Here is a 16,778-nt window from a genome sequence, read left to right as displayed (position 1 = left end):
TTGCTGAAGACCGTACAAGCCGGCCTCGTTGCCGCCTCCCTGCTGGTGAGCCCGATCGCCTTCGCGCAGAAGGCCGAGTCGTCGGCCGCGAAGAAGGAGCTGATCGCCCGCATCCTGAAGCTGCAACAGCCCGCCATCGAAGCGCTGACCATCAGCGTCCTGAGTCGCCCGGTCAACGAACTGGCCGCCAAGGCCGCCCCGCAGCTGGGCCGCGTGCCCGAAGCCAAGCGCGAAGCCGTCGCCAAGCAGATCGACACCGACCTGCGCAAGTTCATGGAAGACAACGGCCCGGGGCTGGTCGACAAGGGCAAGGTCCTGATTCCGCAGACCATGGGCGTCGCCCTGGACGAGAAGTTCACCGAGGACGAGCTCAAGCAGCTGGTCGCTTGGCTGGAATCGCCCGTGAGCAAGAAGTTCGCGGAAGCCGCTCCCGACCTGCAGAACGTCTACACGAAGAAGCTGGTCGAGGACAACGGCAAGCTGCTGGACGAGAAGTTCAACGCGCTGCAGACCAACATCGCCAAGCAGTTGGGCATGGAAGGCCCGGCTCCGGCCGCCAAGCAGCCGCCGGCCAAGCCGGCGCCGAAGAAGTAAGCTCGACGACGGCGGCCCGGGCCGCCGCACGAGCCCTGGGGCGCGCCCGGCGCGACGCAGGTCGCGACGACCGCGCCCCTTCGATTTTTCGCGGTCATGGGGAGCTCTTCTTCGTGACCCGTCTTCGCCGCAACCCCTGAGCGCCATGCAAGCAGTCCGCCCCTTCAACTTCTCCGCCGGCCCCGCCGCCCTCCCCCACGAGGTGCTGTCGCTGGTGGCCGAGGAGATGCTCGACTGGCACGGCTCCGGCATGAGCGTGATGGAGATGAGCCATCGCGGCCGCGAGTTCATCTCGATCTACGAGGCGGCGGAAGCCGACCTGCGCGAGCTGCTGCAGGTCCCCCCGAATTTCCGCATCCTGTTCATGCAGGGCGGCGGACTGGGCGAGAACGCCATCGTCCCGATGAACCTGTCGGGCGGCGGCGCGGTCGACGTGGTCGTCACCGGTTCCTGGTCCAAGAAGAGCGCCGGGGAAGCCCGTCGCTACGCTGACGTCCGCATCGCCGCCGACAGCGCGACGCTGAATGCGGACCAGCGCCATCTCGACATCCCCGACGCATCGACCTGGCAACTGCGCAAGGACGCGGCCTATGTCCACGTCTGCACCAACGAGACCATCGACGGCATCGAATTCCAGACGCTGCCCGACCTGAAGGCGCTGGGCTGCGACGCTCCGCTGGTGATCGACTTCTCCTCGCACGTGGCCTCGCGGCCAGTCGAATGGAGCAAGGTCGGCGTCGCCTTCGCCGGCGCGCAGAAGAACATCGGCCCGGCCGGCCTCACGCTGGTGATCGTGCGCGAGGACCTGCTGGGTCGCGCGCTCCCGATCTGCCCCTCGGCCTTCGACTACAAGATCGTGGCCGAGGCGGAATCGATGTTCAACACCCCGCCGACTTTCGGCATCTACGTCGCCGGGCTGGTCTTCCAATGGCTCAAGCGCTTCGAGTACGCCGGCAAGACCGGCCTCGCGGCGATCGAGCAGCGCAACATCGACAAGGCCACGCTGCTGTATCAGGCGCTGGACGACTCGTCGCTCTATGAGAACCGCGTGGCGGCGCATTGCCGCTCGCGGATGAACGTCCCATTCTTCCTCCGCGACGAGCGTCTGAACGACGCCTTCCTGGCCGGTGCCAAGGAGCGGGGGCTGCTGCAACTCAAAGGCCACAAGTCGGTGGGCGGCATGCGGGCATCGATCTACAACGCGATCCCGCTGGAGGGTGTGCAAGCCCTGGTGAGCTACCTGAAGGATTTCGAGAACCGACATGGCTGAAGCCGATCCGACCCAGAACCCCGACGCCGCGGCGATCCCGACTGCCGCCGCCGATCCCGAGCTCGCCGCGCTGCGCGTGCAGATCGACGCGCTGGACAGCCAGTTGCTGTCGCTGCTGAACGAGCGCGCCCATGTGGCCGAGCAAGTCGGGGAGATCAAGCGCCGCGACGGCACCCCGTTCTTCCGGCCCGACCGCGTCGCCCAGGTCATCGCCAAGATCAAGGCGGCGAACCAGGGCCCACTCAAGGGCGAGCACGTGGCCGCCATCTGGCGCGAGATCATGTCCGCCTGTCTGGCGCTGGAGTCTCCGCAGCGCGTGGCCGTGCTGGGCCCCTTCGGCACCTTCTGCGAGCAGGCCGCGATCGAGTACTTCGGCGGCGCCGCCGACCTCATCTACTGCAACAGCTTCGACGAGGTCTTTCACGCCACCGCCTCCGGGAGCGCGCAGTACGGCGTGGTCGGCGTCGAGAACATGACCGAAGGCGTGGTGACGCGCTCGCTGGATCTGTTCCTGCACACGCCCACGCACGTGGTCGGCGAGGTCAGCTTGCTGATCCGCCACAACCTGCTGCGCAAGGAGAACTCGCTGGAGGGCATCGAGGCGGTGCTCGCGCATCCGCAGGCCCTGGCGCAGTGCCAGAACTGGTTGTCCAAGCATTTGCCCAACGCCGAGCGCCGCGCCGTGTCCAGCAACGCCGAGGGCGCCCGCCTGGCCGCGCAGAACCCGGCCTACGCCGCGATCGCCAGCGAGCGGGCGGCCACGCTGTTCGGGCTGCACATCACGGCGCATGCGGTGCAGGACGAGGCCTACAACCGCACGCGCTTCGCCGTCATCACGCTTCCGCAGACCATGGCCACGCCTCCGGCGACCGGCCGCGACTGCACCAGCCTGATCGTCTCGGTGGCCAACCGCCCCGGCGCGATGCACGACCTGCTGGTCCCGCTGAAGAAGCACGGCGTGTCCATGACGCGCCTGGAATCCCGGCCGGCCCGCACCGGCCAGTGGGAGTATTACTTCTACATCGACCTGGACGGCCATCCGTCGCAACCGCATGTGGCGGCGGCGCTGGCGGAACTGCGCGAGCTCTGCGCGTTCTACAAGGTCATCGGCTCCTATCCATTGAAGGCTTGAAGGGCTTCCCGCGATGTTCAACCAACTCGGCGTGATCGGTTGCGGCCTGATGGGCGGCTCGTTCGCGCTGGCCATGAAGAAAGCCGGCCTGGTGCGCCGGGTGGTCGGCTACAGCAAGAGCCCGTCCACGACCGACGCCGCGCGCCGCATGGGCGTGATCGACATTGCCGCGGAGTCGGCGCTGCTGGCCGTGTCCGGCTCGGACATCGTGCTGCTGGCCGTCCCCGTGGCGGCGACCGAGTCGACGCTCAAGGCCATCCGCCACCTGGTGCGCAGCGACGTGCTGCTGATGGACGTGGGCTCGACCAAGAGCGACGTCGTCGAGGCCGCGACCCGCGCGCTGGGCAGGCAACGGTCGAGTTTCGTCCCAGCGCACCCGATCGCCGGCAAGGAGAGCTCGGGCGTGCAGCACGCCGACGCGGCGCTGTATCAAGGTCGGCAGGTCATCCTCACGCCGCTGGACGAGACCCGTCCCGAGCTCGTTCAGAAGGCCACCGACGTCTGGTCCGCGCTGGGCTGCCAGGTGCTCAAGATGGCGCCGCATCATCACGACGAGGCCTTCGCCGCCGTCAGCCACCTCCCCCACCTGCTGGCCTACGCCTACTTCAGCTCGGTCGCGCGACAACCCTCGGGCCGCGACTTCCTGAGCCTGGCCGGCCCCGGCTTCCGCGATTTCACCCGCATCGCCGCGAGCGATCCGGCCGTGTGGCGCGACATCCTGATGGCCAACCGACAGGACCTGCTCGCCCAGTCGCAGCGCTTCCGCAACGTGCTGGACCAACTGGAGCAGGCCATCCGCGGCGGCAACGCGCAGGAGCTCGAGGCGATGATCCGGCAGGCCTCGGAGGGCCGCGCGCAGTGGCAGCTCGGCGGACCGTCCGCGCCCGCAGCCAAGTCCAAGTAACCCTCTACCCCTCTATCGAGACGGCGCGCCCGCGCGCGCCGGACCGCGACATGTACAAGATTCCCTTCCTGGACCTGCCTCCTCTGCGCGGCGCCGCCGGCACCGTCCCACTGCCGGGCTCCAAGAGCATCTCCAACCGCGTGCTGTTGCTCGCCGGCCTGTCGGAGGGCGTGACGCTGGTGCACGACCTGCTGGCCTCGGACGACACCAAGGTCATGCTGGCCGCGCTGCGCGAGCTGGGATGCGTGCTGGAGCAGCGCGCCGATGGCGCGCTCGCGGTGACGGGCGTCGGCGGCACGCTACGTACGCGCGAGGCCAAGCTGTTCCTGGGCAACGCCGGCACGGCGATGCGTCCGCTGACCGCGGCGCTGGCGCTGCTGGCCGCGACGCAGGGCGGCAGCTTCGAGCTGTCCGGCGTGCCGCGCATGCATGAGCGCCCGATCGGCGATCTGGTTGACGCGCTGCGGGCGCTGGGCTGCCCGATCGAGTGCCTGGGCCAGGAGGGCTACCCCCCGCTGCGCCTGAGCGGCCCGTCCGCGCTGACGCTGGACGCGCCGGTGCGCGTGCGCGGCGACGTGTCCAGCCAGTTCCTGACCGCGCTGCTGCTGGCGCTGCCGCTGGTGGCCGAGAAGGACGTGGTCATCGAGGTCACCGGCGAGCTGATCTCCAAGCCCTACGTGCACATCACGCTGGAACTGCTGGCGCGCTTCGGCGTGCAGGTGAAGCGCGACGCCGACTGGCAGCGCTTCGTCATTCCGGCCGGCAGCCGCTATCGCTCCCCGGGCGAGGTCCACGTCGAGGGCGACGCCTCGTCGGCCTCCTACTTCGTCGCGCTGGGCGCGATCGCCGCGACCGACGCGCCCATCCGCATCGAGGGCGTGGGCTCGAGCTCGGTTCAGGGCGACGTGCGCTTCGTCGAGGCCGCGCAGGCCATGGGCGCGCAGGTCGAGATCGGCCCGAACTGGCTGGAAGTCCGCCGCGGCTCGTGGCCGTTGAAGGCGCTGGACCTGGACTGCAACCACATCCCCGACGCCGCGATGACGCTGGCCGTGATGGCGCTGTACGCCGACGGCCCGACGACGCTGCGCAACATCGCGTCCTGGCGCGTGAAGGAAACGGACCGCATCGCCGCCATGGCCACCGAGCTGCGCAAGCTCGGCGCCAGCGTCGAGGAAGGCCAGGACTGGCTGCGGGTGCATCCGCTCAAGGCCTGGAAGCCGGCAGCGATCCACACCTACGACGACCATCGCGTCGCGATGTGCTTCTCGCTGGCCGCGTTCAACGGCCTGCAGGAGGACCGCGTCGGCGCCGCGGTGCCGGTGCGCATCCTGGACCCGCAATGCGTGGCCAAGACTTTCCCGGATTACTTCGAGACGCTGTTCGGCGTGGTCCGCGCGAACGCCGAGGACATCCCCGTCATCACCATCGACGGCCCCACCGCCTCCGGCAAGGGCACGCTGACCGACGAGGTCGCCCAGGCGCTGGGCTATGAGGTCCTGGACTCAGGCGCGCTGTATCGCGTGACCGGGCTGGCAGCCTCGCGCCACCACGTGGATCTGAGCGACGGCGAGGCGGTCGCCGCCATCGTCCCCACGCTGGATCTGAAGTTCGAGGGCGGCCGCGTGCTGCTGGACGAGGAAGACGTCTCCGCCGAGCTGCGTCAGGAGGCCACAGGCCTGATGGCTTCTCAGGTGGGTGCGCACCCGGCGGTGCGGCGCGCGCTGCATCGGCTGCAGCTGGACTTCCGCCGCCTTCCCGGCCTGGTGGCGGACGGGCGCGACATGGGCACGGCGATCTTCCCGGACGCCGCGCTGAAGGTCTTCCTCACCGCCAGCGCCGCCACGCGGGCCGAGCGGCGCCACAAGCAATTGATTTCCAAGGGAATTCCGGCTAATATCGAGGGCTTGCGCGCTGATCTGGAAGCGCGGGACGCACGCGACAAAGGTCGCAGCGCGTCTCCGCTGCAGGCCGCCGCGGACGCGATCGAGCTGGACAACTCGCAGCAGACCATCGGGGAATCTCGTGATCTGGTGCTGAGCTGGTGGCAGGAACGCGGTCCGTTCAAGGTCTGACGGTTCGCCCGACTCCCGGCGCACAAACAGGAGCGTCACCCCTCCCTCCGGACGCCAGTCCACTGGGGGTGACGTATTCGACAACCTAACCCGCAAGTCCGCTTGCAACACAAGCCTTCGCACCTCTCGGATCAGGCCGCTTGACACGTCAAGCCGCCGGACGCTCTGTGCCTGGCAAGGAAATCTCACATGTCCCAAATGGAATCTTTCGCCGCCCTCTTCGAGGAATCGCTGCAGAAGTCGAACATGCGCGCCGGCGAGGTCATCTCGGCTGAAGTCGTCCGCATCGAGCACAACTTCGTGGTCGTCAACGCCGGCCTGAAGTCCGAAGCCTACGTGCCCGTCGACGAGTTCAAGAACGACCAGGGCGAAGTCGAAGTCCAAGTCGGTGATTTCATCTCGGTGGCCATCGACGCCATCGAAAACGGCTACGGCGACACCATCCTGTCGCGCGACAAGGCCAAGCGTCTGGCCTCGTGGCTGTCGCTGGAAACCGCTCTGGAATCGGGCGATTTCGTGACCGGCACCGTCTCCGGCAAGGTCAAGGGCGGCCTGACCGTCCTGGTCAACGGCATCCGCGCCTTCCTGCCCGGCTCGCTGCTGGACACCCGCCCGGTGAAGGACATGAGCCCGTTCGAGGGCAAGACCATGGAGTTCAAGGTCATCAAGCTGGACCGCAAGCGCAACAACGTTGTGCTGTCGCGTCGCGCGGTGGTCGAGGCTTCGATGGGTGAAGAGCGCGCCAAGCTGCTGGAGACGCTGACCGAAGGCGCCATCGTCAACGGCGTGGTCAAGAACATCACCGAATACGGTGCGTTCGTGGACCTGGGCGGCATCGACGGCCTGCTGCACATCACCGACATGGCCTGGCGCCGTGTCCGTCACCCGAGCGAAGTGGTGACGGTGGGTCAAGAGCTGACCGCCAAGGTCCTGAAGTTCGACGCCGAGAAGAACCGCGTCTCGCTGGGTCTGAAGCAGCTGGGCGACGACCCGTGGTTCGGCGTGTCGCGCCGCTACCCGGCCAACACCCGCCTGTTCGGCAAGGTCACGAACATCGCCGACTACGGCGCGTTCGTCGAGATCGAACCGGGCATCGAAGGCCTGGTGCACGTTTCCGAAATGGACTGGACCAACAAGAACGTGGCGCCCTCCAAGGTCGTCTCGCTGGGCGACGAAGTGGAAGTCATGGTCCTGGAGATCGACGAAGACAAGCGTCGCATCTCGCTGGGCATGAAGCAGTGCCGCGCCAACCCGTGGGAAGAGTTCGCCGAGAACGTCAAGCGCGGCGACCGCGTCAAGGGCCCGATCAAGTCGATCACCGACTTCGGCGTGTTCGTGGGCTTGGCCCAGGGCATCGACGGCCTGGTGCACCTGTCCGACCTGTCGTGGAACGAGCCGGGTGAAACCGCTGTCCGCAACTACAAGAAGGGCCAGGAAGTCGAAGCCATCGTTCTGGCCGTGGACGTCGAGCGCGAGCGCATCTCGCTGGGCATCAAGCAGCTGGACGGCGACCCGTTCTCGACCTTCGTCTCGGTCAATGACCGCGGCATGATCGTGACCGGCAAGGTCAAGACCGTCGACGCGCGTGGCGCCGAGATCGATCTGGGCGAAGACGTCACCGGCTACCTGCGCGCTTCGGAAATCGGCCGCGACCGCGTGGAAGACGCCCGCAACGTGCTGAAGGAAGGCGACGAAGTCTCCGCCGTGATCGTGAACGTCGACCGCAAGTCGCGCAGCATCCAGCTGTCGATCAAGGCCAAGGACAACGCCGACGAGCAACAAGCCATGCAGCGTCTGTCGCAGTCCAACGAGCGTGAAAACGCCGGCACGACCAGCCTGGGCGCCCTGCTGCGCGCCAAGCTGGACAACCAGAACAACGGCTGATCTTCTTGAACGTCTCGGGCGAAGCGCATCGCGCGTCGCCTGGGGCTCAAGAGAATCCCTTGTTCTGGTCGGGGGCGGGCTGAGTTAGCCTGACCCCGCAGACACGCGAAACCGCACCGACAGGCTCGCTCCGCAGCGAGCCTGTCTCTTTTCAGATGCCCACGACCATGACCCGATCCGACCTGGTGGCCCACTTGTCCGAGCGCTTCACCCAGCTCACGCAGCGAGACACCGAGTTCGCGGTCAAGACCATCCTGGACGCGATGTCCGACGCGCTGGCCCGTGGCCACCGCATCGAGATCCGTGGATTCGGCAGTTTCTCGATCAACCGTCGCCCGCCCCGCACCGGTCGCAATCCGCGCAGCGGCGAGCAGGTCATGATCCCCGAGAAGCTGGTCCCCCATTTCAAGCCCGGCAAGGCCCTGCGCGAAGCGGTCGATGCCCAGCTGCCCGTCCTGGACGACGAGGCGGCCTGACCCGCGCGAACGCGCTTCGCAGCGCCCGGCGCGACGCCCGGGACTTCCCTGCGTTCTGATCCCCGAACCGGCCATTCGTCACGCCTAGAATCGCGCCCATGCGAATTCTGGTCTGGCTCTTCCGCGCCTTCCTCTTCTTCTGCCTGTTCGCCTTCGCGCTGAACAACAGCCAGGAGGTCGTCGTGCACTGGTTCTTCGGCCAGGCTTGGCGGTCTCCTCTGGTGATCGTGGTCCTGTTGACCTTCGCGCTGGGCTGCGCCTTCGGCGTGCTGGCGATGGTGCCCGCGTGGTGGCGCCACAAGCGCGCCGCGGCTCGCTCGCTGCCGCCGGCGGACGATCTCCCTCCCCCCGCAGCTCCCGACCCCAAGATCCCCGATGGAATTTGATCTCAGCTGGTTGCTGATCGGCGTCCCCCTGGTCTTTGGCCTGGGCTGGCTCGCGTCCAAGCTGGACTCGCGCCAATGGAAGCGCGAGCAGCGCGACGCCCCGCGCGCCTACTTCAAGGGTCTGAACCTGCTGCTCAACGAGCAGCAGGACAAGGCTATCGACGCCTTCATCGAAGCAGTGCAGGCCGATCCCGACACCTCCGAGCTGCACTTCGCGCTGGGCAACCTGTTCCGCCGCCGCGGCGAGTACGAGCGGGCCGTGCGCGTGCACCAGCATCTGCTGTCGCGCGGCGACCTGCCCAAGTCCGAGCGCGACCGCGCGCAGTACGCGCTGGCGCAGGACTTCTTCAAGGCCGGCCTGTTCGACCGCGCAGAGAGCTCCTATGAGGCGCTCAAGGACACGCAGTTCTCGCACGACGCGGCGCTGGCGTTGCTGTCGCTGTATGAGCGCTCGCGCGAGTGGGCCAAGGCGGCCGAGGTCTCGGAGCAGCTGGAGGCCACCGGCACCGGCAGCTTTGCCAACCGCATCGCCAACTACTGGTGCGAGCTGGCGCTGGAGGCGCAGGCGCATCAGGACGAGGCCGGCGCCACCCGCTGGCTGGACCAGGCCCGGGAGCGCGCGCCGCAATCCGCGCGCGCCTATGTGCTGACCGGCCAGATGCGCGCGCGTCAGGGCGACCAGGCCGGCGCCATGGCGATCTACGGCGAGCTGCTCAAGGCCAATCCCGACGCCTTCAATCTCGTGGCGCGCGAGTACGCGCAAGCCGCCCTCGCGACCGGCACCGGCGCTCAGGCGCTGGCCCTGATCGAGGCCCAGTACCGCCGTCATCCGAGCATGGCGCTGCTGCAGGCGATCGCGCTGCTGGAGCCCGCGCCGGAAGCGCAGCGCCGCCGTCTGGCCGAGCACCTGCGCGTCGAGCCGGCCCTGTCCGCCGCGACGCAGCTGTTGCAGCAGAGCCAGGCGCGCCAGCAGCCGCTCAATGACGACGAAGCCCAACTGGTCGGCACGGCGCTGCAACGCGCGGTGCGGCCGCTGCAGCGCTACCGCTGCGCCGCCTGCGGTTTCGAGTCCCAGCATTATTTCTGGCAATGCCCCGGCTGCTTGAGCTGGGACAGCTATCCCCCGCGTCACGTCGAAGAGCTCTGATGCTCGAATGGCCTGACGTCCTGAAGCTCGTCCCCCGACGCCCTTGAGCCGCCTCGAAGAACATCCCGATGAGCGCCACCTCCGCCGCCTCCGTCCCCGCCGCCGCCTCGAGCGACGAGCGCGTCATCCTCTGCATGAAGTGGGGGACCAAGTACGGTCCCGAGTACGTCAATCGCCTGTACGCGATGGTGCGCCGCCATCTGCGCGGCGATTTCCGTTTCGTCTGCCTGACCGACCGCAGCGAAGGCATCCGGTCCGAGGTGCAATGCCTGCCCATTCCGCCGCTGGCGCTGCCCGAGGGCATCCCGGACCGCGGCTGGCAGAAGCTGACGACCTTCGAGGCCGACCTGCACGGACTGCGCGGCACGGCGCTGTTCCTGGACCTGGACGTGGTCATCGTCGACGACATGACGCCGTTCTTCGAGGTCCCGGGCGAGTTCCTCATCATTCACGACTGGAAGCGGCCGTGGCGGATCACCGGCAACTCGTCGGTCTACCGCTTCACGCTGGGCGCGCACGCCGATGTGCTGGCCAAGTTCCGGCGCGAGTTCGAGTCCATCCGCACGCAGTTCCGCAACGAGCAGGCCTACCTGTCCGACGAGATCCATCGCAAGGGGCAGCTGCAGTACTGGGACGACAGCTGGTGCGCGAGCTTCAAGTACCACTGCATTCCGCGCTGGCCGCTGAACTACGTCAAGGCGCCCTTCATTCCCAAGGGCGCGCGCATCCTGATCTTCCACGGTGTGATGAACCCGCCGGACGCGCTGGAGGGCCGCAGCAACGGCAACTGGCGCCGCCCGCTGCCGGCGCCGTGGATCGCGGAGCACTGGCACGAATGAGGCCGGAGTGACGCGCGCATGACCTCGTCCGACCGCCTCCACATCTGCCATGTCCTGCTGACCGACCGGTTCGCGGGCAGCGAGCGCTATGCCATCGAGCTGGCCAACCACCAAGCCCGTACCCACCGCGTCAGCCTGCTGCTACCGAAGTCGGCCGCCGAGGACCGCCCGGACGCCCTCGCGCATCGCGTGAGCCCGGACGTGCAGATCCATCTGCTGGGCGGCTTCAAGCTGCTGCGGACCTTCGGCGCCAGGCAGGTGCTGCGCAAGCTGCGGCCCGACGTCGCGCACGCGCACCTGAGCCAGGCCTGCAAGACGCTGGGCAGCCTGAGCAGCGCCCGCATGCTGCGCGTGGGCACGCTGCACATCCATTACAAGGCGCAGCAGCATCGCCACCTGGACGCGTTGATCGCCATCGCGCCGTGGCAGCTCAAGGACGTGCCGGACGGCCTGCCCTGCGAGGCCATCGACAACTGGAGCGCGCCCACGCCCGCCGCCCCCGGCGCGCGCGAGACGCTGCGCGCCGCGCTGGGTCTCTCGCCCTCCACGCGCCTGATCGGCGCGCTGGGCCGCGCGGAGCACAGCAAGGGGCTGGACGTGCTCCTGGAGGCGTGGAAGCAGGCCGCGATTCCCGATGCAAGGCTGGCCATCGTCGGCCATGGCCGCGACTGGGAGTCGCTGCGCCGTCAAGCCCCGTCCGATGTGCTGATGCCGGGCTTCGTTTCAGACCCTCAGGACTGGTTCGCGGCCTTCGACGGCTTCGTCAGCGCCGCGCGCAGCGAGCCCTTCGGCCTGGTCTTCCTCGAGGCCATGCATGCCGGACTGCCGGTGCTGGCCAGCGACAGCCAGGGCGCCCGCCACCTGCAGACGCTGATCGACCGGCCGCTGGTGCCGCGCGAGGACGTCGGCGCGCTGGCGCAGGCGCTGCGCGCTTTCGCCGCCACCCTGCCCGCCCGCCGCGGCTACGACCTGAGCGGCTTCGATCTGCCCGCGCAGGCCGCCCGCATCGACGACTTCTACCGCCGCCATCTGGCCGAGTTGCGCTCGTGAGCTGCCCCGTCTTCCTCATCAACCTGCCGCGCGACGCGCAGCGGCTGACGGTGATGCGCGACCAACTGGAAGCGCTCTCCCTGCCCTTCGAGTGGGTCGAGGCGGTCTACGGCAAGGCGCTGCCGCCCGCGCAGTTCGACGCGCTCTATGACGCCTCGCTCAACGCGTCCGACTATCCGCGGCCGCTCTCGGCCGGCGAGGTCGGCTGCTATGCCAGCCACATCGAGGTCTGGCGCCGCGTCGCCGCCGCGGGCGAGCGCGGTCAGCCCTTCTCCCTGGTCCTCGAGGACGACGTGGAGCTGCACGCCACGCTGCCGGCGGTGCTCGCCGCCATCGGCGCGCTCCCCGTCCGCTGGGACATGATCAAGCTGGTCGGCCGCGACAGCGAAAAGCTCTCGCGCCGCTGGCCCTTGCCCGCGCCTGCCGCGGGCACCGAGCTGGTCCGCTACCGTCGCGCGCCCAGCCTCACCGGCGCCTATCTGCTCAGCGCCGAGGGCGCGCGCAAGCTGCTGGCCCGCCATGCGCGCTTCCATCGCCCGGTGGACGTGGACATCCGCCACTGGTGGCAGTCGGGTCTGCGGCTCTACGGCGTCTCTCCCTACCCCATCGGCCTGGGCGACGAGTCCTTCACCTCGTCCATCGGCGACCGCCAGGGGGCGGTGTCGCTGGGCAGCCGCTGGCGCAAGGCGCGCGGACAATGGCGCTACAACCTCTGCAACGCATGGTTCAACCGGGCGCTCGAAGCGGCCGGCGACCCCTTTCCTGAACTGACCCACGGCGGACGCCCATGACCACTGAATACCTCATCGTCGGCGCCGGCTTTGCCGGCTCCGTCTGCGCCCGCGTGCTGGCGGACGCCGGCCACACGGTCCACCTCATCGACAAGCGCCCGCACATCGGCGGCAACGCCTACGACGCGCGCGACGCCCACGGCGTCCTCATCCATCCCTACGGCCCGCACATCTTCCACACCAATTCGAAGAAGGTGTTCGAGTACCTGTCCCGCTTCACCACCTGGCGCTTCTACGAGCACCGCGTGCTGGCCAAGGTCGGCGAGCAGCTGCTGCCCATCCCCATCAACCGCACCACCATCAACACCCTCTACGGCCTGAGCCTGACCGAGGACGAGGTGCAGGGCTATCTGGAAACCGTGCGCGAGCCCCGCGACCCGATCCAGACCAGCGAGGACGTGGTGCTGAACTCCGTCGGCCGCGACCTGTGCGACAAGTTCTTCCGCGGCTACACCCGCAAGCAGTGGGGACTGGACCTGTCGCAGCTGTCCGCCGGCGTCGCCGCCCGCATCCCCACGCGCAGCAACGACGACGACCGCTACTTCGCCGACACGCTGCAGTTCATGCCCGCCGACGGCTACACCGCCATGTTCGAGCGCATGCTGGACCACCCCAACATCACCGTCCGCACCGGCGTCGACTTCAAGGACGTGCGCGGCGACTTTGCCGGCGCCCACATCATCTACTCCGGGCCGATCGACGCCTTCTTCGACCACTGCCACGGCCGGCTGCCCTATCGCAGCCTGAGCTTCGACCACCAGCATCTGCCCGACACCGCGCAGTTCCAGCAGGTCGGCACGGTCAACTACCCGAACGACCACGACTACACCCGCATCACCGAGTTCAAGCACCTGACCGGCGAGACCCATGCGGGCACCTCCATCGTGCGCGAGTACCCGCAGGACGAGGGCGACCCCTACTACCCCGTGCCGCGGCCCGAGAACGAGGCGCTCTACAAGAAGTACGCCGAGATGGCCGAGAACACCGAGGGCGTGACCTTCGTCGGCCGGCTGGCGCAGTACCGCTACTACAACATGGACCAGATCGTCGCCGCCGCGCTGAAGACGGCGCAGGACCTGGTCGACGGGGCCGCCCGTGGTTGAAGTGCAGGCCGCGCCCGCGCCGCGCCGCCGCCGTCGCAATCTGGTGATCCTGCGCGCGGGCGACGCCTCGCTGCACCGCGGCTGGATCGCCGAGCCCAATCGCGACTTCGACCTGTTCATCAGCTATTACGGCAAGCAGCCGGGTCTGCACTCGACGGACGCCGAGTACTACGAGCACCGCGCCGGCCCGAAATGGTCCTGCCTGGGCGACCTGCTCGACGCCCATCCCGAGCTGCTGCGCGATTACGACGCCTTCTGGTTTCCCGACGACGATCTCTCGGCCACGACCGACGTGATCAACCGCATGTTCGCGCTGTTCCACGGCTTCAGCCTGTCGCTGGCGCAGCCGGCGCTGACGCGCGATTCGTTCCGCAGCTGGGATCAGCTGCTGGAGCGGCCCGAGTACGTGCTGCGCCACGTGGCTTTCGTCGAGGTGATGGCGCCGATCTTCGAGAAGTCGGCGCTGCGCGCCTGCCTGCCGACCTTCACGATGAGCCGCAGCGGCTGGGGACTGGACTGGGTCTGGCCCAAGCTGGCGGGCCGTGGTCGCCCGGATTCCATCGCGATCATCGACGCCACGCCGGTGCGCCACACGCGGCCGCTGGGCGGAGACCTGTACCGCAACAACCCGGACATGGATCCGCGCCTGGATGAGCAGCGCCTGCTGGCGCAGTTCGACGTGGCGCAGCAGCGCTACTCCGGCAAGCACCTGCTGCACAGCGTGGTGGCGATCCGCAAGCCCTCGCTTTGGCAACGGCTGCTGATGGCGCTGCGACGCGCCAACGGCACGCGGCGCTACCGGCGCGAACGACGCAAGGCCGCGATGGCCGCCGCCAATGCCGCCGCGGGGACGGCCACGAGTGCCGCGCACGCCGGCAAGATCACGAGCGACACATGAGCCAATCCGATTACACCGGCGATGAGCCGCTCAAGCTCACCGCCAAGCGCCTGTGGCGCTTCATGAAGCCGCACCGCTGGGGGCTGATGCTCTCGGTGGTGGCCTTCGTGATGGTCGCGGCGACCGAGCCCTTGATCCCCAAGCTGCTGGGCTATGCGCTGGGCGAGGGCTTCCAGTCCAAGAGCTCGAGCTCGTCGTCCGCGCTGCCCGCGCTGGGCGGAGAAACGACGCTGCCGGCGGCATCCGCAGCGACGACAACGCCCGCGGCGACGCCCTCATCGGCCACGGCGGGTGACGCAACGATCGCCGCTTCGGAGGCGGCTTCGACGGCCGGCGCGTCGGCCAGCTCGGTGGCGGCCACGGCGGCCACGACCACCGCCGCCACGCCACCCGCGGGCGCCGCCTCGGCGGCCGCGGCGCCGGCAACGCCCAAGCCGCAGTACTCTTTCCCGGTGTGGATGGTGCCCATCGTGCTGATCGGCCTGTTCGGCTTGCGCGGGCTGTTCAGCTTCTGCGGCCAGTACATGCTGAACTGGACCATCTCGCGCACGGTGATGGACATCCGCGCCGCGCTGCTGCAGGTGCTGCTGCGCGCCGACGCCCGCGTCTACACCAGCCTGCAGCCGGCCACCGCGGTGACCAAGGTGGTCAACGATCCGCAGCAGGTGGTCACGCTGATCGCCGGCGCGCTGGTGACGGTGCTGCGCGACGGCCTGCCGGCGCTCGCGCTCATGGGCTATCTCTTCGCGCTGAACTGGCAGCTCACCCTGCTGTCCATGGTCACCGTGCCGGGCCTGGCCTTCGTGGTGCGCAAGGTCAACAAGCGGGTGCGCAAGATGGGCTCCTGGGCCTATGACGCGCAGCTGCGTCTGGTCTCGGTGGTCGAGGACGTCACCCGCGCCTGGCGCGTGGTGCGCAGCTTCGACGCGGCCGATTACGAGCGCAAGCGCTTCGCCGAGCGCGCCCGCGAGGTGCAGCGCAGCGCGCTCAAGACGGCGGCGGCCAACGCGATGGCGCAGCCGCTGTCGCAGCTGATGGCCAGCGTGGGGATCTCCATCATCGTCAGCCTGGCGCTGCTGCAATCGCGTCAGAACCAGACCGGCGTGGGCGAGTTCGCCAGCTTCGTCACCGCGCTGCTGTTCATGAGCTCGCGTCTGCGCCATCTGAGCGACGTGATGCAGCCCATCACCAATGCGCTGGTCGTGGCGCGCGGCTGCATGGGCATGCTGGACACGCCGGCCGAGCCCGACACCGGCACCCGCGAGCTGCACGGCGCGCGCGGCGAGATCGCGCTGGAGCGCGTCACGCTGCGCTACCCGGGCGCGAACCGTGACGCGCTGGCGGCGCTGGACATGCGCATTCCTGCCGGGCGCACCACGGCGCTGGTGGGGAGCTCGGGCGCGGGCAAGAGCTCGGTGGTGAATCTGCTGATGGGATTCGAGCGGCCGGACGGTGGTCGGATCACGCTGGACGGCGTGTCCATCGACGAGCTGACCAAGGCCAATCTGCGCCGGCAGTTCGCGGTCGTGTCGCAGGACATCGTGCTGTTCGATGCCTCGGTGGCGGACAACATCGCGTATGCGCAGGAGCGCGACGACGCCAAGCTGGAGCAGGTGCTGCGCGCCGCGGCGCTGTGGGACTTCGTGCAGACGCTGCCCGAGGGGCTGGACAGCAGCGTGGGGGCCAACGGCAGCAAGCTGTCGGGTGGTCAGCGTCAGCGTCTGGCGATCGCGCGGGCGCTGTACAAGGACGCGCCGGTGTGGATCTTCGACGAGGCGACCTCCGCCTTGGACACCGAGAGCGAGCGTGCGGTGCAGCAGGCGCTGGAGCAGTGGCAGGGGCGCAAGACGCTGATCGTCATCGCGCATCGGCTGTCGACGATTCGCCGCGCGGATTGCATTCAGGTGATGGCGAATGGCCAGGTCGTCGAGAGCGGCAGCCATGATGAGCTGATGGCGCGCGACGGCGTGTATGCGGGGATGGTGAAGGTTCAGCATTGAGCCGCTTGCCCCTTCGTTGAAGCGTCGAGCCCCTCTCCCATGAAGTGGGAGAGGGGTTGGGGTGAGGGCCGGGGCAGGCAGCGAGGCCCGATCGTTTCAGCCTGCGCGGGTCTGTCAGTAAATTCGTGTGTGAGGCATAGCATGTCGATAAGGAGCATGAATGCCACGCAAGACGAAGACGAATTCAGGTGCAGACAAGGCAGCGCAGCCGCAGTTCTCGGCTGAGGCGCTT

The 16,778-nt window shown here is 68.5% G+C and carries 15 protein-coding genes; all 15 read left to right on the top strand.

Going from position 1 to position 16,778, the window contains the following annotated elements:
* Nucleotides 1–594: a DUF2059 domain-containing protein gene (locus ABDW59_RS13035; RefSeq protein ID WP_343630271.1), complete on the top strand. Its 594-nt coding sequence runs from the start codon at nucleotides 1–3 to the stop codon at nucleotides 592–594.
* Between the two features lie 145 nt (nucleotides 595–739).
* Entirely contained in the window at nucleotides 740–1,864 is a 1,125-nt protein-coding gene (gene serC / locus ABDW59_RS13030) for a 3-phosphoserine/phosphohydroxythreonine transaminase (protein ID WP_343630270.1), read from the top strand.
* Nucleotides 1,857–2,996 (top strand): prephenate dehydratase, encoded by a 1,140-nt coding sequence (gene pheA, locus ABDW59_RS13025; RefSeq protein WP_343630269.1) that lies wholly within the window; start codon nucleotides 1,857–1,859, stop codon nucleotides 2,994–2,996. The genes serC and pheA overlap by 8 nt, the downstream gene beginning before the upstream one ends.
* 13 nt (nucleotides 2,997–3,009) lie before the next feature.
* Nucleotides 3,010–3,900 (top strand): prephenate dehydrogenase/arogenate dehydrogenase family protein, encoded by an 891-nt coding sequence (locus ABDW59_RS13020; RefSeq protein WP_343630268.1) that lies wholly within the window; start codon nucleotides 3,010–3,012, stop codon nucleotides 3,898–3,900.
* A gap of 50 nt (nucleotides 3,901–3,950) precedes the next feature.
* On the top strand, nucleotides 3,951–5,972 hold the full coding sequence (locus tag ABDW59_RS13015) for a bifunctional 3-phosphoshikimate 1-carboxyvinyltransferase/cytidylate kinase (protein WP_343630267.1): 2,022 nt from the start codon (nucleotides 3,951–3,953) through the stop codon (nucleotides 5,970–5,972).
* A gap of 198 nt (nucleotides 5,973–6,170) precedes the next feature.
* Nucleotides 6,171–7,856 (top strand): 30S ribosomal protein S1, encoded by a 1,686-nt coding sequence (gene rpsA / locus ABDW59_RS13010; protein ID WP_343630342.1) that lies wholly within the window; start codon nucleotides 6,171–6,173, stop codon nucleotides 7,854–7,856.
* A 167-nt stretch (nucleotides 7,857–8,023) separates the two neighbouring features.
* Nucleotides 8,024–8,332 (top strand): integration host factor subunit beta, encoded by a 309-nt coding sequence (locus ABDW59_RS13005; protein ID WP_343630266.1) that lies wholly within the window; start codon nucleotides 8,024–8,026, stop codon nucleotides 8,330–8,332.
* A 98-nt stretch (nucleotides 8,333–8,430) separates the two neighbouring features.
* Nucleotides 8,431–8,718, top strand: a complete 288-nt coding sequence (locus tag ABDW59_RS13000; RefSeq protein ID WP_067063577.1) for a LapA family protein — start codon at nucleotides 8,431–8,433, stop codon at nucleotides 8,716–8,718.
* Nucleotides 8,708–9,865 (top strand): lipopolysaccharide assembly protein LapB, encoded by a 1,158-nt coding sequence (lapB, locus tag ABDW59_RS12995; protein ID WP_343630265.1) that lies wholly within the window; start codon nucleotides 8,708–8,710, stop codon nucleotides 9,863–9,865. The genes ABDW59_RS13000 and lapB overlap by 11 nt, the downstream gene beginning before the upstream one ends.
* 68 nt (nucleotides 9,866–9,933) lie before the next feature.
* Nucleotides 9,934–10,704, top strand: coding sequence for a glycosyltransferase (locus ABDW59_RS12990; RefSeq protein ID WP_343630264.1), 771 nt, complete (start codon nucleotides 9,934–9,936; stop codon nucleotides 10,702–10,704).
* A gap of 18 nt (nucleotides 10,705–10,722) precedes the next feature.
* Nucleotides 10,723–11,754 (top strand): glycosyltransferase, encoded by a 1,032-nt coding sequence (locus ABDW59_RS12985; protein WP_343630263.1) that lies wholly within the window; start codon nucleotides 10,723–10,725, stop codon nucleotides 11,752–11,754.
* Complete coding sequence (locus ABDW59_RS12980) at nucleotides 11,751–12,545, top strand: glycosyltransferase family 25 protein (protein ID WP_343630262.1); 795 nt, start codon at nucleotides 11,751–11,753, stop codon at nucleotides 12,543–12,545. The genes ABDW59_RS12985 and ABDW59_RS12980 overlap by 4 nt, the downstream gene beginning before the upstream one ends.
* On the top strand, nucleotides 12,542–13,648 hold the full coding sequence (gene glf, locus ABDW59_RS12975) for a UDP-galactopyranose mutase (RefSeq protein WP_343630261.1): 1,107 nt from the start codon (nucleotides 12,542–12,544) through the stop codon (nucleotides 13,646–13,648). The genes ABDW59_RS12980 and glf overlap by 4 nt, the downstream gene beginning before the upstream one ends.
* Entirely contained in the window at nucleotides 13,641–14,546 is a 906-nt protein-coding gene (locus tag ABDW59_RS12970) for a hypothetical protein (RefSeq protein ID WP_343630260.1), read from the top strand. Before glf ends, ABDW59_RS12970 begins: the two co-directional genes overlap by 8 nt.
* The gene (locus ABDW59_RS12965) at nucleotides 14,543–16,546 is read left to right on the top strand and encodes an ABC transporter transmembrane domain-containing protein (protein WP_343630259.1); all 2,004 of its coding nucleotides are present in this window, start codon (nucleotides 14,543–14,545) and stop codon (nucleotides 16,544–16,546) included. Before ABDW59_RS12970 ends, ABDW59_RS12965 begins: the two co-directional genes overlap by 4 nt.
* Nucleotides 16,547–16,778: the final 232 nt, after the last annotated feature.

Origin of the sequence: Roseateles sp. (genome assembly GCF_039595295.1) — a bacterium.
Taxonomy (GTDB): domain Bacteria; phylum Pseudomonadota; class Gammaproteobacteria; order Burkholderiales; family Burkholderiaceae_C; genus Roseateles.
Note: the sequence above shows the minus strand (reverse complement) of the source record. Positions and strands in the feature narration are given on the sequence as shown.